The 20,818-nt window shown below is 43.5% G+C and carries 20 protein-coding genes; 10 read left to right on the top strand and 10 right to left on the bottom strand.

All coding sequences use genetic code 11. From position 1 onward, the window contains the following. Positions 1-88: 88 nt before the first annotated feature. The gene (gene glpQ / locus EL244_RS15085; RefSeq protein WP_126461946.1) at positions 89-1,162 is read right to left on the bottom strand and encodes a glycerophosphodiester phosphodiesterase; all 1,074 of its coding nucleotides are present in this window, start codon (positions 1,160-1,162) and stop codon (positions 89-91) included. Positions 1,163-1,328: 166 nt separating this feature from the next. Next, complete coding sequence (gene glpT, locus EL244_RS15080) at positions 1,329-2,678, bottom strand: glycerol-3-phosphate transporter (RefSeq protein ID WP_126461943.1); 1,350 nt, start codon at positions 2,676-2,678, stop codon at positions 1,329-1,331. A 436-nt stretch (positions 2,679-3,114) separates the two neighbouring features. Here glpT and glpA point away from each other — a divergent pair, with 436 nt between their 5' ends. The 3 genes from glpA to glpC are packed head-to-tail and all read left to right on the top strand — an operon-like array spanning position 3,115 to position 7,248. Then, positions 3,115-4,770: an anaerobic glycerol-3-phosphate dehydrogenase subunit A gene (gene glpA, locus EL244_RS15075; RefSeq protein ID WP_126461940.1), complete on the top strand. Its 1,656-nt coding sequence runs from the start codon at positions 3,115-3,117 to the stop codon at positions 4,768-4,770. Beyond that, positions 4,760-6,055, top strand: a complete 1,296-nt coding sequence (gene glpB / locus EL244_RS15070; RefSeq protein WP_126461937.1) for a glycerol-3-phosphate dehydrogenase subunit GlpB — start codon at positions 4,760-4,762, stop codon at positions 6,053-6,055. Before glpA ends, glpB begins: the two co-directional genes overlap by 11 nt. Beyond that, positions 6,052-7,248 carry an anaerobic glycerol-3-phosphate dehydrogenase subunit GlpC gene (gene glpC, locus EL244_RS15065; protein WP_006814307.1) on the top strand — a complete coding sequence of 399 codons (1,197 nt, stop codon included), beginning with the start codon at positions 6,052-6,054 and terminating at the stop codon, positions 7,246-7,248. Before glpB ends, glpC begins: the two co-directional genes overlap by 4 nt. 96 nt (positions 7,249-7,344) lie before the next feature. On the opposite strand, the gene EL244_RS15060 is transcribed toward glpC, so the two are convergent. Continuing rightward, positions 7,345-8,013, bottom strand: coding sequence for a 7-cyano-7-deazaguanine/7-aminomethyl-7-deazaguanine transporter (locus EL244_RS15060; RefSeq protein WP_126462873.1), 669 nt, complete (start codon positions 8,011-8,013; stop codon positions 7,345-7,347). Between the two features lie 167 nt (positions 8,014-8,180). Between EL244_RS15060 and tusA the strand changes: the two genes are divergently transcribed. Beyond that, on the top strand, positions 8,181-8,435 hold the full coding sequence (tusA, locus tag EL244_RS15055; protein WP_126461934.1) for a sulfurtransferase TusA: 255 nt from the start codon (positions 8,181-8,183) through the stop codon (positions 8,433-8,435). A gap of 43 nt (positions 8,436-8,478) precedes the next feature. Here tusA and EL244_RS15050 read toward each other — a convergent pair whose 3' ends face one another. From EL244_RS15050 to EL244_RS15040, 3 genes are all read right to left on the bottom strand, one after another. After that, positions 8,479-8,745 (bottom strand): RpnC/YadD family protein, encoded by a 267-nt coding sequence (locus EL244_RS15050; RefSeq protein ID WP_230084808.1) that lies wholly within the window; start codon positions 8,743-8,745, stop codon positions 8,479-8,481. Between the two features lie 256 nt (positions 8,746-9,001). Beyond that, positions 9,002-11,338 carry a zinc/cadmium/mercury/lead-transporting ATPase gene (locus tag EL244_RS15045; protein ID WP_126461931.1) on the bottom strand — a complete coding sequence of 779 codons (2,337 nt, stop codon included), beginning with the start codon at positions 11,336-11,338 and terminating at the stop codon, positions 9,002-9,004. A 141-nt stretch (positions 11,339-11,479) separates the two neighbouring features. Beyond that, complete coding sequence (locus EL244_RS15040; RefSeq protein ID WP_006814300.1) at positions 11,480-12,109, bottom strand: lysoplasmalogenase; 630 nt, start codon at positions 12,107-12,109, stop codon at positions 11,480-11,482. A 160-nt stretch (positions 12,110-12,269) separates the two neighbouring features. Between EL244_RS15040 and EL244_RS15035 the strand changes: the two genes are divergently transcribed. Then, the gene (locus EL244_RS15035) at positions 12,270-12,623 is read left to right on the top strand and encodes a DUF2500 domain-containing protein (RefSeq protein WP_006814299.1); all 354 of its coding nucleotides are present in this window, start codon (positions 12,270-12,272) and stop codon (positions 12,621-12,623) included. Positions 12,624-12,626: 3 nt separating this feature from the next. Here the strand turns inward: EL244_RS15035 and EL244_RS15030 are convergent, their stop codons facing one another. Together EL244_RS15030 and rsmD are read right to left on the bottom strand one after the other, a co-directional pair. Then, entirely contained in the window at positions 12,627-12,917 is a 291-nt protein-coding gene (locus EL244_RS15030) for a DUF1145 family protein (protein WP_006814298.1), read from the bottom strand. A gap of 8 nt (positions 12,918-12,925) precedes the next feature. Beyond that, positions 12,926-13,507: a 16S rRNA (guanine(966)-N(2))-methyltransferase gene (gene rsmD / locus EL244_RS15025; protein WP_006814297.1), complete on the bottom strand. Its 582-nt coding sequence runs from the start codon at positions 13,505-13,507 to the stop codon at positions 12,926-12,928. Between the two features lie 216 nt (positions 13,508-13,723). Here rsmD and ftsY point away from each other — a divergent pair, with 216 nt between their 5' ends. The 4 genes from ftsY to rpoH all read left to right on the top strand — a co-directional run bounded on the left by ftsY (position 13,724) and on the right by rpoH (position 18,429). Continuing rightward, on the top strand, positions 13,724-15,682 hold the full coding sequence (gene ftsY, locus EL244_RS15020) for a signal recognition particle-docking protein FtsY (RefSeq protein WP_126461928.1): 1,959 nt from the start codon (positions 13,724-13,726) through the stop codon (positions 15,680-15,682). A gap of 6 nt (positions 15,683-15,688) precedes the next feature. Beyond that, positions 15,689-16,354, top strand: a complete 666-nt coding sequence (gene ftsE / locus EL244_RS15015) for a cell division ATP-binding protein FtsE (RefSeq protein ID WP_006814295.1) — start codon at positions 15,689-15,691, stop codon at positions 16,352-16,354. After that, a complete protein-coding gene (gene ftsX / locus EL244_RS15010; RefSeq protein WP_006814294.1) occupies positions 16,347-17,324 on the top strand; it encodes a permease-like cell division protein FtsX in 978 nt (325 codons plus the stop codon). The genes ftsE and ftsX overlap by 8 nt, the downstream gene beginning before the upstream one ends. A 229-nt stretch (positions 17,325-17,553) precedes the next feature. Further along, entirely contained in the window at positions 17,554-18,429 is an 876-nt protein-coding gene (rpoH, locus tag EL244_RS15005; RefSeq protein WP_006814293.1) for an RNA polymerase sigma factor RpoH, read from the top strand. Between the two features lie 76 nt (positions 18,430-18,505). Here rpoH and gloA2 read toward each other — a convergent pair whose 3' ends face one another. Together gloA2 and panM are read right to left on the bottom strand one after the other, a co-directional pair. After that, positions 18,506-18,892 carry an SMU1112c/YaeR family gloxylase I-like metalloprotein gene (gloA2, locus tag EL244_RS15000; RefSeq protein WP_126461925.1) on the bottom strand — a complete coding sequence of 129 codons (387 nt, stop codon included), beginning with the start codon at positions 18,890-18,892 and terminating at the stop codon, positions 18,506-18,508. 1 nt (position 18,893) lies between these two features. Then, entirely contained in the window at positions 18,894-19,304 is a 411-nt protein-coding gene (panM, locus tag EL244_RS14995) for an aspartate 1-decarboxylase autocleavage activator PanM (RefSeq protein WP_126461922.1), read from the bottom strand. A 380-nt stretch (positions 19,305-19,684) separates the two neighbouring features. Here panM and EL244_RS14990 point away from each other — a divergent pair, with 380 nt between their 5' ends. Next, positions 19,685-20,794 carry a branched-chain amino acid ABC transporter substrate-binding protein gene (locus EL244_RS14990; protein ID WP_039854774.1) on the top strand — a complete coding sequence of 370 codons (1,110 nt, stop codon included), beginning with the start codon at positions 19,685-19,687 and terminating at the stop codon, positions 20,792-20,794. Positions 20,795-20,818: the final 24 nt, after the last annotated feature.

Genomic DNA, 20,818 nt, shown 5'->3' with positions numbered 1-20,818 from the left:
GGACTTTTACAATGGTATCGTTGAATTTTGGTTGAATAAACTCCCCCGAGTCATTGGCTTGCAATTGACAAGGGGGAGTGAAAGAAAATTATTTCTGTTTTTGCTGCTCTAAGAATTTCACGCCTAAATCAGGGAAGTCGGTAAAGGCGCCATCAACATCCGCTTGGTTGTAGATGATTTCATACAACTGCTGACCATCTTTGGCATATTTAGGCAGTTTGTCGACGCGAATTGTGAATGGATGAACCGCCATGTTATTTTCATGAGCTTCCTTCACCATACCGTTAATTTTGATATTGGTTGGTGTGGAATCTTCACTCACCAGCATATGGTAGTCAGGGCCAATGCCATCTGCGTAGGTTGCAATCTCTTTCATCGCACCCGGCTTCATCATCCAATCATAGTTATAGTTTACCCAAGTCCCATCAGGTTTCTTCTCTTGAGTTTCTTCCCAATCGGTATAAGCAATTAACTGAACCAGTTTTAAATCCATGCCCATTTTAGGCATCAATTCAGTTTTAATGCGCTTCAGATCATTCGGATCAAATGATTGCAGATAAACATTAGCGTCTTTCGTGGTGTAGCCGTACTCTTTCAGGACTTCTAAGGTTTTCTTGGTGATATCCTTGCCTTCTTGCTGGTGGAACCAAGGCGCTTTGATTTCTGGATAAATACCAATGTTTTTACCTGTTGATTTGTTCAAACCTTGAATAAATTCAATTTCTTCTTGGAAAGTGTGAACACGAAAGTCAGATTTACCCATTGGGAAACGATTTGGGTAGCTCTGAACTTTCTTACCATCAACAATGTCGAAACCTTCAGTAAATTGCAGGGATTTGATTTCAGGTAAAGTAAAATCAATCGCGTAATAACGACCGTCTTTACGTGCGCGATTTGGGAATTTATCCGCGACATCAGTAACACGATCCAGATAATGGTCATGCAGGACAACTAGTTCATTATCTTTAGTCATCACTAAATCTTGTTCTAAGAAATCAGCGCCTTGTGCATAAGCCATCGCTTTAGCTGGTAATGTATGTTCCGGTAAGTAGCCGCTTGCACCACGATGCGCAATAACCACTTTACCCGCTGTTTCGGCAGCGGCGGATACAGACATCACTAAGACCATACTTGCAACTAATGTTTTTAATTGAAAATTCATCAGTAAATCTCCTTGGTACTCATTGTTTATAGGTAAACAGCTTTATAGGTAAATAGTTTGTAGGTATATCAGCTCGAGGTAACAAATTTTGGGTAAAAAAATGGGCTATATCCTTTTATTGATATAACCCATCAATTCAGTGAGTTAGTACAACTTAAGCTGAGGCTTAACGGTTGTTAGCTAATTCGCGTTTATGCTTGCTTTCGCTCAGCATAACGATGAACAGTAAGACAACTGCTAGTGCTGAACCACCGATCATGACAGCGAAACCACCGTCCCAACCGAAGTAGTCAACGGTATAACCAACAATGGCGCTTGCTGCTACTGAACCACCGAGGTAACCGAATAATCCGGTGAAACCTGCCGCAGTACCTGCCGCTTTTTTAGGTGCAAGTTCAAGAGCGTGTAGACCAATCAGCATTACTGGACCGTAGATTAAGAAACCGATGATCAGCATACATGCCATATCAATACCAGGGTTACCCGGAGGGTTCATCCAGAATACGATAGTTGCAATAGTCACTAAGGTCATGAAGAACACGCCTGTAGCACCACGGTTTCCGCGGAAGACTTTATCCGACATCCAACCACATAACAGCGTTCCTGGGATACCCGCGTACTCATACATGAAGTAAGCCCATGAGGATTTATCCATGGTGAAGTGTTTCACTTCACGCAGGTAAGTTGGTGACCAGTCAAGAACACCGTAACGCAGTAAGTAAACAAATACGTTAGCAATGGCGATCATCCACAGAAGTTTGTTAGGGAACACATACTTCATGAAGATAGCTTTTGCAGTTAATTCTTCTTCATCAGACGCTTTATAGTCTGTTGGATAATCGTTTTTGTACTCTTCAATTGGTGGAAGACCACAAGATTGCGGGGTATCACGCATTAATGCGAAAGCGATCAGTGCGACTAAAATCGCAGCCAATGCAGGCATATACAGCGCCGCTTTCCAGTCGTTAAACCATGCCATACCTAACAGGAACAGTAGTGGAGGAAGACCACCACCTACGTTATGCGCACAGTTCCAAACAGATACGATACCGCCACGTTCTTTTTGTAACCACCAGTGAACCATGGTACGTCCGCAAGGAGGCCAACCCATACCTTGGAACCAACCACATAAGAACAGCAGCACGAACATCACCATGATGCTAGAGGTTGCCCATGGTACGAAGCCCATGAATAGCATGACGAGGGAGGCGAGAATCAAACCTGCTGGTAAGAAGTAGCGAGGGTTTGCTCGGTCAGAGAATGAACCCATGATGAACTTAGAAAAACCATAGGCGATTGAAATTCCTGATAATGCAAAACCAAGGTCACCTTTAGAGAAACCTTGTTCTACAAGGTAAGGCATTGCAAGGGCGAAGTTTTTTCTAACTAAATAGTATGCTGCGTAACCGAAGAAAATCCCCAGAAAAATCTGCCAGCGTAATTTACGATAGACAGGGTCTATCTTATCAGCGGGCAACCGCTCGATATGAGGAGCTGGTTTAAACATGCGTAACATAAAGCCTCCGATGGCATGCTAATTATTTATTTACGCCTCATTTCACATTTGTTGTCGAAATGTTGAGCGTTTATTATTGGTGAAGTAACAAAAACGAAAATAATCGAGTTTTATAAAGCGCTTTTATTTTCTTAATTGCGCTCAATGGTAATCGTTAAAAAACATTTTATCTGTAATCTAACGCACAATTATTGTTTTTGTTTATCTGGCTGCATAGTAAATGCGATTTGTGAATGGAATGGAACTAGAAATGTAAATTATTTTGTGAGAGGAATCACGAATCAGCGCTTTTTTATGCTCGAAATGGACTAATAGTTTTCGTTTTTGTTCCTTATCAAACATCGGTTGCATTTTTGAGCTTATATTAACTATAGACTATAAAAATAGAAACTATACTTATCGGATAGTGAAGATTGATTAATGTGAGGAATGCGACATGAATGGCTCATCTGTGACTGAAACGGATGTCATCATTATCGGTGGTGGCGCAACAGGTGCAGGTGTCGCTCGTGACTGCGCTCGTCGTGGATTAAAGACAATTTTACTCGAGCGACATGATATTGCGACAGGTGCAACGGGGCGCAACCATGGCCTATTACACAGTGGTGCTCGTTATGCAGTGACAGATAGCGAATCAGCGCGTGAGTGTATAGAAGAAAACAAAATCCTAAAGCGTATCGCCCACCATTGTATTGAGAAAACGGATGGGCTGTTTATCACGTTACCTGAAGATAGCCTTGAGTATCAGCAGCAATTTATAACCGCTTGCCAATCTGCGGGTATTGATGCTCAAGCGATTGATCCTGCTGAAGCTATTCGCTTAGAACCTTCAGTGAATCCACGTTTGATTGGTGCAGTCAGAGTGCCTGATGGTACGGTGGATCCTTTCCGCTTAACGGCGGCAAACATGCTTGATGCACGGGAGCATGGTGCGAAAGTATTAACTTATCATGAAGTTATTGGTTTGATCCGCCAAGGTGATAAAGTTCGTGGTGTGACAGTCTATGACCATCAAGCCAAAAGGCAATATGATATTCATGCTCAGATCGTGGTGAACGCGGGGGGAATTTGGGGGCAAAAAATTGCTGAATACGCGGATCTGAAAATTAAAATGTTCCCAGCGAAAGGGGCGTTATTAATTTTAGGCCATCGCCTTAATAACATGGTGATCAACCGCTGCCGTAAGCCTGCCGATGCCGATATTCTTGTTCCCGGTGATACTATTTCTTTGATTGGCACCACGTCCACACATATTGAATATGACCAAATCGATAATATGTATGTCACCCCGGAAGAGGTGGATATTTTAATTCGTGAAGGTTCAATGCTATCTCCAGCATTGGCGACAACGCGCATCCTGCGTGCTTATGCAGGGGTTCGCCCACTCGTGGCAAGTGATGATGACCCATCCGGTCGTAACGTGAGCCGCGGTATTGTGTTACTTGACCATGCGAAACGCGACAGTTTAGAGGGCTTTATTACCATCACTGGCGGTAAGTTAATGACTTATCGCTTAATGGCTGAATGGGCGACCAACAAAGTGTGTGAAAAACTCGGAGTAACGACGCCATGTACCACTGCTGAAGCGCCACTTCCGGGATCTCAACACAGTGCTGAAGAAGCACTGCGCAATGTGGTTTCTATTCCGGCACCCATTCGAGGCTCTGCCGTTTATCGTCATGGCGACCGGGCATCTTCAATCTTGAGTGCGAATCGACTTGATAAAAGTCTGGTGTGCGAATGTGAAGCTGTCACCGCTGGAGAAGTGCGTTATGCGGTTGAATCTCTCACCGTGAATAATTTACTCGATTTACGCCGCCGTACTCGTGTTGGTATGGGAACTTGCCAAGGTGAACTGTGTGCATGCCGCGCTGCTGGATTACTCAATCGTTTTAACGTCACCACACCACACGAGACAGAGCAGCAACTGGGGCACTTCTTGAATGAGCGTTGGAAAGGGGTGAGACCGATTGCTTGGGGCGATGCGTTACGAGAAAGTGAATTTACTAGCTGGGTGTACCATGGTTTATGTGGAATGAATGAAAATACACTTGGCAAGGAAGTGCAGAAGGAGACTGATAATGAAATATGATGTGGTCGTGATGGGCGGAGGCCTTGCCGGTCTTATCTGTGGAATTCATTTAACGCAATCGGGATTATCTTGCGCGATTGTGAGTGCAGGGCAAAACGCATTGCATTTCTCCTCTGGTTCCTTGGATTTGTTAACGCATCTACCTGATGGACGTGTGGTTGAAAAGCCGCTTTCTATGCTAGATGAATTAAAACAGCAAGCCCCAAATCACCCTTATAGCCTTATTGGTTCTGCGAAAGTGACTGAGTTGGCTCAGCTAGCACAAGCCACCTTGCAGCAGGCGGGGGTAAATCTGAAAGGTTCATGGGAAGAAAATCACTATCGCGTGACGCCATTGGGTCATAAGCGAATGACATGGTTAAGCCCTGAATCTGTGCCAACGGTGCGTCTTCATCAATCAATGAATCTGGGCAAAATTGCGGTTCTAGGTATTGAGGGTTTTCTCGATTTTCAACCACAAATGGTCGCCGATGAGCTAGACCGTGAAGGGTTAGAGGCAGAAGCCTGCTATGTCCATTTACCGCTATTAGACCGCTTAAGAGAAAACCCAAGTGAGTTTCGTGCGATTAACGTCGCTCGGTGGTTAGATAGACCTGAAAACATGGCACAAATGGTGGAAGAAATTGCACCATTGGTGGCTAATGCTGACACGGTATTCATGCCAGCCTGTATTGGCTTAGATAGCGAAGAACCCATGTTGGAGCTACAGAAGCAACTCGGTAAACCTCTATTTTTATTGCCAACATTACCGCCATCTTTATTAGGTATTCGATTACACGAAACGCTGTTACGCCAATTTCGTCGTCAAGGTGGCGTGATGATGCCGGGTGATAAAGTGACATCCGTAAATTTTGTGGGGTCACGCATTGAATCGGTACAAACACGCAATCACGGTAATATTTCATTGAAAGCTAAACATTTTGTTCTGGCAACGGGAAGCTTCTTTAACAATGGATTAGTGGCGAAATTTGACCGTGTGTATGAGCCATTAATGAACTTAGATCTTTGCGATATCGCAGAGCGATCAACGTGGACGAATAAAGAATTCTTTGCATCCCAACCCTATATGGCATTTGGGGTACAAACCGACCATACCCTGCGTGGGAAAAAACAGGGTGATACTATCGAAAACTTGTATGTAGCGGGGGCAGTATTAGGTGGATTTGATCCGCTAACCCAAGGCTGCGGGGCAGGCGTATCACTCATCAGCGGTTTATATGTCGCGAATGAAATTGTTAATGAATTTGCGCAAAATAAAGCCATGCAGGCGGAGGTGGCACAATGAGTATTCATGATGCAAGCTTTGAAAGCTGTATAAAATGCACGGTTTGTACCACATATTGTCCAGTAGCCAAGGCAAATCCGTTATATCCAGGTCCTAAGCAAGCGGGTCCAGATGGTGAGCGTTTACGCTTAAAAGATCCGATGATGTATGACGATGCACTGAAATTCTGTACCAACTGCAAGCGTTGTGAAGTGGCTTGTCCATCGGATGTTAAAATTGGCGATATTATTGCTCGTGCACGTAGTACTTATAGCCAGCAGAAACCAAAATTGCGGGATGCAATCCTGAGCCATACCGATATTATGGGAACGCTATCCACTCCATTTGCACCGGTGATTAATACCATCACGGGCTTAAAACCTGTGCGTCAAATTCTGGATAAAGCGCTCAAAATTGACCATCGTCGTGAACTACCAAAATACTCTTTTGGAACCTTCCGTCGCTGGTACGGTAAACAGGCTGCGGAGCAAGCAAAATTTGAAGAGCAAGTGGCATTTTTCCACGGTTGCTATGTGAACTATAACCATCCACAGCTCGGCAAAGATTTAATTAAAGTCTTTAATGGGATGAATATTGGTGTTCAATTGCTTAAGCGCGAAAAGTGTTGCGGTGTGGCACTGATTGCCAATGGTTTTATGAAACAAGCGAAACGCCAAGCGAATGTTAACTTAGAGTCGCTTCAAGATGCGATCCTTGAGAAACATATTCCGGTGGTAGCTACGTCATCAACTTGTACGTTTACTATTCGTGATGAATATACTCATGTTCTGGATGTTGATACATCGGAATTACGTGACAATATCGAACTAGCGACTCGCTATATTTATCGTCTATTGGAAGAAGGCCGTGAGCTAAAACTCAAACATACGCCATTGAAAGTGGTGTATCACACCCCTTGTCATATGGAAAAAATGGGCTGGACGTCGTATACCCTTGAATTGATTAAACGAGTTCCTGGCGTGGAGTTAATTGTTTTAGATTCACAATGTTGCGGTATTGCGGGCACCTACGGGTTCAAAAAAGAGAACTATGAGGTATCTCAAGGCATTGGTGCTGGACTGTTCCGTCAGATTGAAGAGAGTGGTGCGGATATGGTGATCACCGATTGTGAAACCTGCAAATGGCAGATTGAAATGTCGACCAGTAAGAAATGTGAACATCCAATTTCATTGCTGGCTCGCGCGCTCGAATAATCAATTTTTGTGTCAAATGATGTGAAAAGTTGTTAGGTATTAATCAAGTTAACCCTTTGGGAGATAAGTTTTTGCTTATCTCCCTTTTTTAGGTCTTTAGTGTTGAGTCGCTAACTGTTTTTTACTGTGGCTATCGAAGAAATATTTCAAAATAACGTTCAGTAATACGCCATAAGCAGGCAAGAAAAATAGCATGCAAATGAGCAGTTTGAATACATAATCGACTAACGCAATTTCCATCCAATTGGCGGACATAAAGGGATCGCTGCTGCGATAAAACGCGATAAAAAAGAATGCGATTGTATCAATCAGGTTTCCAAAAAACATGGCGCAAGCTGGAGCTACAAACCAACGTTTATTTTGACGCAGACGGTTAAACACACTCACATCAAGAATTTGTCCAAGTACATACGCCATAAAACTTGCAGCGGCAATACGTGCAACAAACACGTTGAATATCATGAGAGAAGCAAAACCTTGCCATTCTCCTTGGAAAAATAAGGCAGAAATCACATAGGAAATTAGGAGTGCAGGTAGCATGACCGCAGTAATGATTCGGCGAGCTAAAGGTGCCCCATAGATCCTGACGGTGAGATCTGTTGCAAGGAAAATAAAGGGAAAGGTAAACGCACCCCAAGTGGTATGAAACCCAAAAATATTGATGGGTAACTGCACCAAGTAGTTGCTGGATGTAATAATTAAAATATGGAATAACGATAGCCAAATTAACGCAGTGGCTTTTTGCTGCGGAGTAAACGTAAACATATTGTACCTTTTTAGTCGCAATGGGGTGAGGGAACCCATGAAAAATATCCCTAAAATCGGGAAGAGCGCATCATACTCTTGTTGCGCAACAAAATCAAAACTGTTCATCCTATATCATCAATTTTACGATATAATCACCAAATTGATCCCAACGAGAATGCAGTATTATGTCTGACTTATTTTCTAACCCAACGAAAACCCTTGATACATTGGGACTCCGTTGTCCTGAGCCTGTCATGTTGGTGCGTAAAACGGTACGTAATATGGCTGACGGCGATACGTTGTTGATTATTGCTGATGACCCTGCAACTACCCGCGATATTCCTGGCTTTTGCCGTTTTATGGAGCATGAACTCTTAGCCGTTGAAGCCGAGCATGTGCCGTATCGCTATTTATTGCGCAAAAAATCCAGCAGCTTGTAATTGCCCGATTGGCATATAGGTTGATGGGGAGCCTCTTTGTTTATCAAGGGGCTACCATTGTTAATGGTCGATTGCTTAGCGCTTGAATTTCCGCTAACGATAAACCTGTGAGCGTGCTGATAATGTCGATGCTTAAGCCAAGTTGTAAGCTCTTTAATACAACCTGTTGTAGTGTTTCTTCTTTTCCTTCATTTTTTAACCGCCCTGCAATATTCATAATAGCTCCTCGATGATTTTCGGATTGGTCGATTAACGTCTTAACGATATGGGTGTAATAAGGTGAATCCATGATGATAAATAAGTAATTCAATGTTTAGTCATGAAACCTTTAAAAGCGGCATCATGGGGGGCTGAACTTAAATGATTTGCCATATACACGCTCACCAAGAGTTATCGATGACCGAGATATTACTCAATATTTTGTGTGCAGGAGAAAAGTTACTCCTAAATTCACGAAGTGAATGATTTGTTTAACTCATTGCTCTAATTCGTTATTTTAATTGTTTCTATATAAAAACGCCGTAATTAAGATAATTACGGCGTAGATAAATCAATCTAGATAAAGGTTATTTTTTCACTTCTGGCAGTTTAACTCGAAGCAAGCGGATAGCATTGGCAGTGACTAAGGCTGTAGCTCCGGAATCGGCTAAAACTGCAACCCATAAACCGGTAATGCCCAGCAAGCTCGTGACTAAAAATACCCCTTTTAAGCCCAGAGCAATCGCAATATTTTCGCGAATAATTTTGCGAGTCGCTCGGGAAAGTGCAATGATCTCAGCCAATCCAGTTAGACGGTTATGGGTTAATGCTGCATCCGCAGTTTCTAGGGCGACATCGGTACCACTTCCCATGGCAACTCCAATACTCGAGGCTTTCATCGCCGGAGCATCGTTGATCCCGTCGCCTACCATCATAGTGCTATGGTTACGGTTAAGTTCCATGACCGCAGTGACTTTATCTTCAGGCAATAAACCTGCACGATATTCCATGCCTAGTTGACCTGCAATGGCACTGGCTGCTCGAGGGTTATCACCGGTTAGCATCACGGCATTAACATTCAACGCTTTCAGCATAGTCATGGCATCAATAGCATCGTTACGTAGTGTATCTTGTAGTGCGGTTAAACCAATGACGCGATTATCTTCCAACGTAACAACGACTGTTTTACCTTGAGCTTCTAACTCTTCGACTTTGAGTTGCCACTGATTTTCTAGTGGAGGATTGAGTCTTGCTGGCGCACTAACTAAAATGTGTCTCCCATTGAGAAGCCCTTCAACACCTTTACCCGCTAATGCCTTACGTTCTTCAGCTTCCTCAACCTTGATAGACAAAGTTTCAGCTTTATTGATAACGGCTTTAGCTAATGGGTGATGAGAGCCAGCTTCGACCGATGCCGTAATTCGGATTAGCTCATCTTCAGTCATACCCTCAACAGGGACGATATCCGTAACATGAGGCTTACCTTCAGTCAGCGTACCCGTTTTATCCAGTGCAATCGTGGTAACGGTACCTAACTGTTCCAGAGCTGCACCGCCTTTGATTAAGGCGCCACGACGGGTTGCTGTAGCCAGTGCAGATGTTATGGCGGCTGGTGTCGAAATAACTAAGGCACATGGACACCCAATGAGCAGTAACGTTAAGCCGCGGTAGATCCATGTTTCCCAAGGTGCGCTAAAGAATACCGGCGGGATCACAATCACGAGTGCTGAAATTAGCATGATGATTGGGGTATAAATCCGGCTAAAGCGGTCAATAAAGCGCTCAATTGGCGCACGACGTTCTTCTGCTTCTTCAATTAATTGCAGAATTCGGTCAATCGCATTTTGCCCTTGTTCTGAAACCACTTCCATTTGGACGGCTTTATCGACGGATAAACATCCGGCGGCCACTTTTTCGCCAGCATTACGTTCTACGGGCACCGATTCACCCGTTAATGCACTTTCATCGAAACTGGCAAATCCGGAAACCAGTACAGCATCAGTAGGTAACCTACCCCCAGGCGCAATTTCAATTACATCACCGGGACGGAGCTGGGCGACAGGGACAGTGGTTTTTTGTCCATTCTTAATGAGTATGGCATCTTCGGGTACCAACGCCATTAAGGCACTAACACCACGTCTAGCTCGACCTGCGGAATAGGCTTCCAGCATCTCACCGAGCATAAACAGTAAAATCACCATTGCAGCTTCTTCAGTTGCTTGAATAAAAATGGCACCGACAGCGGCAACAGTCATTAATGTTTCAATAGCAAACGGTGAACCGGTACGCATTAAGCGTAGCGATTTACGAGCAATGGGGTATAACCCAAATAAAGTGGTTAGAATAAATGCAATATTACCTAATTGTGGATTAACAAATTCTAATCCCCAGCTTAGGGCCATTAATATGGCGAGAATAATGACGGGTTTAGCTTCGCTGAGTAAGCTTTGAGGTTGAACAGATGATGCGTTATTACTCCCTACATCATGGAGTTCATAGCCGGCAGCTTCCACAGTCGTGCGTACCGCTGCACTGATATCACTATCGGCATCAACGACTAATTTTTCTGTCGTAAATAAAACCTTAGCTTGAGATACTTCGCGAATTTGCGATACGGCAGTTTCTATTTTTGCTGCACAACTCGGGCAGTCCATACCCCGAATAATCCAACTAAAACGCTTTTTACTAGTTTGAGTAGGTTCGATATCATCATTTGCTGCGGATGATGAGCTACAGCAGTGAGTATGATGATGAGCACTATCTTCATCATCATGATTTTTTTCATCCTCATGATGATGTTCATGAGCTTGTGAGTCATGACTAATATTTGTATTCGTTTCAGTGGTTGCTGATGAGCAAGACTGACCTCCTGAGCAACAAGAGGTTGTATGATTATGTGTATCTTTATGAGAGTGTGAGTGCATATGCGCCCCCTTTTATCCTAACCCGTTTCTTTATTATGGTTAAGTCTACACTTTGGAGTTGACTCCAGAGTCAAATAAAAAGGGAGGAGCCAATTGATAAAATTCTCAAATAGCACTTTTTATCAATTGGCGAAAAGCGAGTTATAAATAAATTGCGCGGATAATAAAGAATTGTCCAAGGAAATAGAAGGCCGCGATTACTGCTTTTGATGCCTTGAATGGGAAGCGGAAATGCGCAATTAACCAGATGCAATGAGAAATAAATAGCATGCTGGCGCCTACCATGATTGAGAAGTTAAACTCGCGCGCCAGACCAAAATATTGGTCACCTGCGACCCAAGCCATAATCATACTCATAATCAGTGATGCAAAAACGATAGGCTGTAGGTTATCTAGTTTTCCCCAAATCAAGACCAATGTCACCGCAGCTATCGCCAACGGTACGATTAACCAAGGGAGATACAGGCCAAAATTAAATTGCATTCCAAAGCTAATGGCATAAACCAAATAGCTCAAAAACATCAGACCCAAAGATGCAAGTAAGCGCTCACTTGAAAGCATCCTTGAAAGGTCAGCAACCAAGGAAATCAGCAGAGCGCCTAAGATAAGATAGGTTTGAATATTTAAGTCGTCAGAGCTCCATCCCCAGAATAATAAAAGCAATAAGGTAATTGGGCGGAACAACCAACGTTGCCACTCTGGACCGCGGTAAGCTGCATCAACATACAACCAACCAGAAAATAAGACTGCGAGGAATGGCCAACTAATCATACACATATCCTTATAAATTTCTGGAAAAAAAAGATTATACCGCTATTTTAGCTGAATAAATAAACTATACACGGGTGAAGTAAAATTGTCTGAGTTTCATCTGCAATTTAAACCAGACAGGGGTTATACTTACAGCAATTCTAAGCGAAATATATAAATTATGAATAAGCCAATTCTTTTAATTATTGTTTTAGCCATTATCGCAGTGTTTGCGACCAAACGCTTTTTTGACCAAAAAAAGCAGAATGAGATTAACGATAACGCATTAACGGTTGGCTACTTAGTCCACGTTAAAGATAAGAAAGATTATCCGTATCCGAATATGCGATCTCGAGAGCGGGATGTAGTATCGCCTGAAACTTTTCGCTATGAAATCTACTTTCAGCCCCTCTCTTCAGGGGAGGTAATGAAAGTGATTGTGAGTGAACAACAGTACCGAGATGTAGAACTTGGTGCTAAAGGTAAGCTCTACATGCAGGGTACTCGGTTTATCCGCTTTGAACCGTCAGAATAACGTTTATTTCTTTTTGGCTTTAGCTGCATCTAATGCAGCTTTGGTTTTTTTATGCATCGCAAGCATCTCAAATACACCAAAGAAGAAGATTTTAGTCTGCTGTGCCCCCGTGAGTTTCTGATCTTTCGGTAGACTTGCTTTGAGAAAAATAGTTTGCAATGCATGCATGAAAATCATAAACACCATCGCTATATCCATAAAATATTTCAATGGCTTAGGGAATGGGTGAATCAAATTAAATACCATAAAACCCCAAACACAAATCATCAATAAACGCCCAATATTAATCAGCATTTTTTCCCCTAAATTACGTGACGAATAAAAAGACGGTAAGCCACTTGGCCTGCAACTTTTTCACGATGTAGCTGCCAATTGGCAGGAATGTCAGTAAGTGGTAACTCCGCTTCTGACTCAACATAAATCCAGCTCTCATCCGCTAGCCATTGGTTTTTTTCGAGTAATTGAACAGTTTCACTGAGTAGCCCTTTACGAAATGGTGGGTCGATGAAAACCACATCATAGGGGGTTCCATTCTGGCTTAAAAAGCTGAGGCTGTTACTGTTAATTACTGTTGCGTTATCGGCTTGTAAACGGTCTTTATTTTCATTTAAAAGCTGAGCATTTGATTTCTCTAATTCAATAAATGTTACATGGTTGGCAAAACGCGATAAGGCTTCAAATCCTAAAGAGCCACTCCCCGCAAAACAATCGAGACAGCGGGCATCACGGATCACTGGCATCAACCAATTAAAAAGAGTTTCTTTGATTCTATCCGTGGTGGGACGTAAGCCCTCACTATCGCGTACAGGCAGTTTTCGCCCTCGCCATTTACCACCAATCACACGAATTTGCCCTAAAGAGGCTGTTTGTGGTTTTTTTGCCATAATATGTATTGTTGCTTAGCTCATTGAGAAATGTATAAATTAATGGGGGCTATTGTAGCGCTTCATTTTCACGGTTTTAACATAAAATAAGAATAAATTGTCATGATTTTTCTTTCAGATATGTGTTGCCGCGCGATGAAATGATAGACTGCATGTAATTTTATTGCGATTTAATTTTTAAACGCCATGTTTTTACCGCGAGGAGTGTAGTGGCAGATGGCTAAAGATAAGAAAAAAGGCTTTTTCTCATGGCTGGGTTTTGGTCGTAAAAATGAAGAAGAAACTCAACAGCAGGAACTAGAGCAAAAAAATGATGTAACCCAAGAGGTTGAACATCAAGATGCTATCGATGTAGAAATCGAACGTCAGCATCAAGCTGAGCAAGATGCGATTAAAGCGGCAGAAGATGAAGCAGAGCGTCAGTATCAAGCTGAGCAAGCTGCAATAACCGCAGCGGCTGAAGAAGCTGAAAGCCAGCGTAAAGCTCAAATTGAAGCATTGCAGATTGCGGCGGAAAAATCTGAGCAAGAGCGACAATCGGCGGAAGAGGCGCGTGTTGCAGCAGAAAAAGCCGCAAGAGATGCCTTAGAAGCAGAAGCATTGCGTCGAGCTGAAGAAGAGACTGAGCGTCAAAATCAAATTGAGCAAGCGGCAATCAAAGCGGCGGAAGAAGATGCTCAGCGTCAGCATCAAGCTGAATTAGCGGCAATCAAAGTTGCAGAAGAAAAGGCTGAGCAAGAATATCAAGCCGCGGAAGCTGCCCGTTTAGCGGAAGAACAAGCCGAACGCGAACGCCAAGCCGCGGAAGCTGCCCGTTTAGCGGAAGAGCAAGCAGAACGTGAACGTCACACCGCGGAAGCTGTCCGTTTAGCGAAAGAGCAAGCCGAACGCGAACGCCAAGCCGAGGAAGCTGTCCGTTTAGCGGAAGAGCAAGCGGAACGCGAACGTCAAGCCGCGGAAGCTGCCCGTTTAGCGGAAGAGCAAGCCGAACGCGAACGCCAAGCCGCGGAAGCTGCCCGTTTAGCGGAAGAGCAAGCCGAACGTGAACGCCAAGCTGCGGAAGCTGCCCGTTTAGCGGAAGAGCAAGCGGAACGCGAACGTCAAGCCGCGGAATCTGCCCGTTTAGCGGAAGAGCAAGCGGAACGCGAACGCCAAGCTGCGGAAGCTGCCCGTTTAGCGGAGGAAGAAGCGGAACGTGAACGCCAAGCAGAAGAAGACGCGAAATTACCGTCAGTGGAACAAGAAAAGCCGAAAAAAGAAGGTTTTTTTAGTCGACTGAAAAAAGGTCTCTTAAAAACGCGTCAAAACCTAGGATTGGGTTTCTTCAGCTTATTTAGTGGCAAAAAAATTGATGATGATTTATTTGAGGAACTCGAAGAGCAGTTATTAATTGCAGATGTTGGGGTAGATACTACCCGTAAAATTATCAATAATTTAACTGCTCATGCCAGTCGTAAAGAGCTAAAGGACGCCGAAGCGCTCTATGGAAAGCTACGCGAAGAAATGTCTGATATTCTCGCTACCGTGGATAAACCATTAGTGATCGAAGGTAAAAAACCTTATGTTATTCTTATGGTTGGCGTCAATGGTGTCGGTAAAACGACCACAATCGGTAAATTAGCTCGCCAATATCAGTCTGAAGGTAAGTCTGTCATGCTAGCGGCAGGGGACACATTCCGTGCTGCGGCGGTAGAACAGTTACAAGTTTGGGGTGAGCGTAATAAAATTTCTGTGGTTGCTCAACATACTGGTGCGGATCCTGCGTCAGTGATCTTTGATGCCATTCAGTCTGCCCAAGCAAAAGGTGTTGATGTACTACTCGCAGATACTGCGGGACGCTTACAAAATAAAGCGCACTTAATGGAAGAGCTGAAAAAAATTGTCCGCGTAATGAGAAAGTTGGATGACACTGCGCCTCATGAAATCATGCTGACATTAGATGCAAGTACCGGACAAAATGCGGTAAGTCAGGCTAAACTTTTTAATGACGCCGTAGGTTTGACCGGAATTACACTGACAAAACTCGATGGTACTGCAAAAGGTGGCGTCATTTTCTCTATTGCTGATCAATTTGGTATTCCGATTCGTTATATCGGGATCGGTGAAGGCATTGAGGATCTACGTCCATTTAAAGCCGATGACTTTATCGAGGCTCTATTTGCCCGAGAGGAATAATTTTCGATGATTCGCTTTGAACACGTTAGTAAAGCTTATCGCGGTGGCCGCCAAGCACTTCAAGGGGTAGATTTTCATCTACAGCCTGGAGAAATGTCATTTTTAACCGGTCACTCAGGTGCAGGTAAAAGTACATTACTGAAACTGATTTGCGGTATTGAGCGCCCAAGTGCAGGTCACATATTATTTAATGGCCATGATATCAGCCGATTAAAAAATCGTGAGATCCCTTTCTTACGTAGACAGATCGGTATGATTTTTCAAGACCATCATTTGTTATATGACAGAACGGTATACGATAACGTGGCTATGCCACTGATTATTTCCGGGGCAAGCGGTGAAGATATTCGCCGTCGTGTTTCCGCTGCATTGGATAAAGTCGGGCTGTTGGATAAAGCCAGAAACTTTCCTATCCAACTGTCTGGCGGTGAACAGCAACGTGTCGGTATCGCTCGTGCAGTAGTCAATAAGCCAACCATGCTCTTAGCGGATGAACCAACGGGTAACCTTGATAACGAGTTATCAGAAGGAATTATGCGTTTATTTGAAGAGTTTAACCGTGTTGGGGTCACTGTGCTGATGGCAACTCATGATCTCGCGTTAATTGAACGTCGTCACTATCGGGTATTGACGTTAAGCGAAGGTCGGATGCTGGGAGGTCAACATGGCTAAGAATGTCCGTAAAGCGAGACCTGAACGTGCCATGCAATCAAAAAGCAAGGCATTAAAAGGTGGATGGCGCGAACAGTGGCGTTACTCTTGGCTAAATGCTTTGGCTGACATGCTAAGACAACCTCTGGCAACATTTTTAATCGTGATGGTCATTGCCATTTCATTAGCTTTGCCAAGTTTGTGTTATGTCGTTTGGAAAAACGTTTCCCAAGCGGCAACTCAATGGTATCCAACGCCACAGTTGACGGTTTATCTCGATAAGTCCCTTGATGAGCAAGGGGGACAAAATGTGGTGACTCAGTTGCAAGCGTTGGATGGTGTTGCTCATGTCAATTATTTGTCTCGTGACCAAGCCATGAGTGAGTTTCGCAGCTGGTCTGGGTTCAGTACAGCATTAGATATGCTAGAAGAAAATCCATTACCAGCAGTAGCTATCATTACGCCGAAGCTCGATTTTGAAGGTTCCAACGCATTGACGACTTTGCGTGATAGAGTCAGCCAAGTGAATGGTATTGAAGAAGTTCGCATGGATGACAGTTGGTTCTCACGACTGGCGGCTTTAACACGATTAGTCGGGCAAGTGGCATCAGTGATCGGTATATTGATGATTGTTTCTCTATTCTTAGTGATAGGGAATAGCGTACGGCTGAATATCTTTGCTCGCCGTGACACTATCAATGTGATGAAACTGATTGGGGCAACCGATGGGTTTATTATGCGGCCATTTTTAAATGGCGGGGTAGTATTAGGCGCTTTGGGTGCCATTATCTCTCTCATCATGACGTACCTACTCGTGTGGAAAATGTCGGATTTGGTTGCTCAAGTTGCCAGCGTTTTTGGGACACAATTCCAAATTGAAGGGCTGTTGTGGGAAGAGGCGTTACTGATTTTGCTGATGTCGGCAATGATTGGTTGGGTTGCTGCTTGGTTAGCGACATTACAGCATTTACGCCACTTTAGACCTGAATAATCTCACCGCATGTCATCGGTGCTATGTCAATTAGCACCGATGAAAAACCATTTTTGGCGAACTTATTTCGATAATACTTGTCTGACATTGACCTGCTGTTAACTATTCTTGTATATAATTTATTTAACGCAGTTAAGCTGATAGACTATCCATTAGCTATCTGTTTTACTGGTGCAGTTGACTAGTATCGAATTAACTCCATTTCTGTATATATTCATAGAGGATCTTAATGACCAAAGATATGCAATCATTAGCTCTTGTTCCACAAGGAAGTATTGAAGCTTACATCAGAGCCGCTAATACTTACCCAATGCTTAGTGCAGAGGAAGAAAAGGAACTTGCTGAACGGCTGCATTACGATGGTGACCTCGAGGCGGCCAAGCAACTGATTTTATCCCACTTACGCTTTGTTATTCACATTGCGCGTAGTTATGCGGGATATGGTTTACCGCAAGCGGACTTAATTCAGGAAGGTAACATCGGTCTGATGAAGGCGGTGCGCCGTTTTAACCCTGAAGTGGGTGTGCGTCTGGTTTCTTTCGCTGTGCATTGGATCAAAGCTGAAATCCATGAGTATGTTCTGCGCAACTGGCGTATCGTCAAAGTTGCCACTACAAAATCTCAGCGTAAATTATTCTTTAATTTAAGAAAAAATAAAAAGCGCTTGGGCTGGTTTAACCAAGATGAAGTGGATATGGTGGCTCAAGAGTTGGGCGTTAGCACCAAAGATGTGCTAGAGATGGAATCTCGCATGGCGGCTCAGGATATGGCATTTGATATGTCTGATGACGATGATAGTGGTGATTTCGGTGGCCCTATTGCACCTGTACTTTATTTACAGGATAAATCTTCGGACTTTGCTGGTTCCATTGAAGATGATAACTGGGAAAGCCATGCCACTGACCGTTTATCCGATGCTTTAGCTTCATTAGACGAGCGCAGCCAAGATATTATCCGTGCTCGCTGGTTAGATGATGACAGCAAAACCACGTTGCAAGAGCTGGCGGATAAATACGGCGTTTCTGCTGAGCGTGTCCGTCAACTCGAAAAAAATGCGATGAAAAAATTGCGTTTGGCAATGGAAGAGTCTGACGACGAGATGTAAGTTCTCATTTCAGCCATCTGCATTTATTGCTTGGGCCATTATCGGCTAGCAATAGATGCAGATAATCAATTAGCCTTTAGCGGGAATAAAGCTCTAAAGGTAACCCATCAGGATCGGCAAAGAAGGTAAAGCGTTTCTGAGTGTAAGGGTCTACTCTTGCCTCTTCACATCTCACTCCCTGCTGCGTCAAGTAAGCTATCCATTGATCTAAATCGTCCACTTCAAAAGCTAAATGCCTAAGCCCAGCGGCTTCGGGATAACTCACTCTTTTGGGCGGATTAGCAAAGCCAAACAACTCAATTTGATACACATCCCCAAAAGCTAAATCTGCTTTCCACGAGTCATTCTCTGGGCGGTAATGTTCCGCTAATAGGCTTAATCCAAGGATCCTACAGTAAAAATCTTTACTACGAACAAAATCCGATGAAATGATGGCAATATGATGAATTTTATTTAATTTCATACTAATAACTCGCGTTTAGCTCCCAACGGTCTGATTGGGTTACTTGGTGAAATCCACCGGCGGTAAGGAATTTTTCCATCGTGATTTTATGTTGTGGTTCTAAATTACCCAAGTTAAAAATCCACAGTGTAATTTCGGGTAACTGGTGGATAATTTCCTGTAATAAATATAAACCCACACCACGACGGCGTGTGACTTCGCGAACGCAAAAATCACTAATGACCCCTTGATGCTGATGAACAGTCACTTTGGCGGCAGCCAAGAGTCGATCATTAAAACGTGCCCCAAAAAACAATTGCCCTGATCCAAGTAACTGCATCAGTTTCTCGCGGCTCTGGTCTATCCAGATCTTCGAGAGGTCAATGTATTGCTGCTCAGTAGGATTGACCAGAGGAATAATGGTGAGTCTCATCTTATTGTGATCCCTTTATTGGTGTGTGTTGCAGTCTATTTTATCCGCAGAGTGATCTGGAACTGATTTTTTAATTTTAGAGAGAAAAATGTCGCATGAGTGAATTTTCCGAGTTTAGCTCGGATTAAGGTAAATTTAACTGGAATATAACACTAGTATTTACAAAAAATACACTTTTTACCATTAGTTTTTTATTCTGTATCTGATGTAAATAGCTACTATATCCATTTGCTATTTAGCATAATTCTCTTGTTTAATGATATGAAATATATAGCCTTATTGGCTATGTTTTGAAATATCAGGCAATGAACCTGTCACCTATAATAACTGATTATAAATCAATCACAAACACTCATAACCACGATGGCGGGGACGCAAGAATGAAGAATATTAATAAAGCATTATTGGCCGGCTGTATCGCAATGGCATTAAGTCCAGCAGGATGGGCGAAAGAGATTAAAATCGCGGTTGTTGGTGCGATGTCCGGTCCTGTCGCTCAATATGGTGATATGGAGTTTACTGGCGCTCGCCAAGCGATCGCTGATATTAATGCGAAAGGTGGAATTAACGGAGACACATTAGTTGCTGTCGAATACGACGACGCGTGTGATCCAAAACAAGCGGTTGCGGTGGCAAACAAAGTCATTAACGACGGTATTCGCCATGTCATCGGGCATCTGTGTTCTTCTTCAACTCAGCCAGCATCCGATATTTATGAAGATGAAGGCATCATCATGATCACTCCAGCAGCGACAAATGCAGATTTAACCACCCGTGGTTATCAGTTGATCATGCGTACGACGGGCTTAGATTCTGACCAAGGGCCTACTGCGGCAAAATATATCCTCGAAAAAATTAAACCTAAACGCATTGCTGTGATTCATGACAAACAACAGTACGGTGAAGGTTTGGCTCGTTCAGTGCGTGAAAGTTTGAATAAGTCAGGCACTAAAGAAGTGATGTTTGAAGGGGTTACCGCTGGGGACAAAGATTTCTCTGCACTCGTGGCAAAACTGAAAAAAGAGAACGTCGATTTTGTTTACTTTGGGGGATATTACCCGGAAATGGGGCAAATTCTGCGTCAAGCTAAGCAATCTGGTCTAAATATTCGCTTTATGGGACCTGAAGGTGTGGGCAACTCTTCGTTATCGAATATCGCGGGTGATGCATCTGAAGGTATGTTAGTGACGCTACCAAAACGTTATGACCAACTGCCAGCTAACCAACCGATAGTCGATGCACTGAAAAAGAAAAAAGAAGATCCTACGGGACCATTCGTCTGGACAACTTATGCAGCTATTCAAGGTTTAACCACCGCAATGCAGCGCACTGGAAGTTTAGAGCCTGAAGTGCTAGCGAAAGATTTGAAAGCGAATCCTGTGGATACCGTTATGGGGCAATTGAGCTGGCAGCCAAACGGTGATTTGAAAGGTTTTGAATTTGGTGTGTTCGAGTGGCACAAAGATGGAACCTCTACACCGATAGAGTAATTCCCTCGAGTTGAGAAATATTAA

The sequence above is a fragment of the Providencia rustigianii genome, assembly GCF_900637755.1.
In the GTDB taxonomy this organism is placed as follows: domain Bacteria; phylum Pseudomonadota; class Gammaproteobacteria; order Enterobacterales; family Enterobacteriaceae; genus Providencia; species Providencia rustigianii.
Note: the sequence above shows the minus strand (reverse complement) of the source record. Positions and strands in the feature narration are given on the sequence as shown.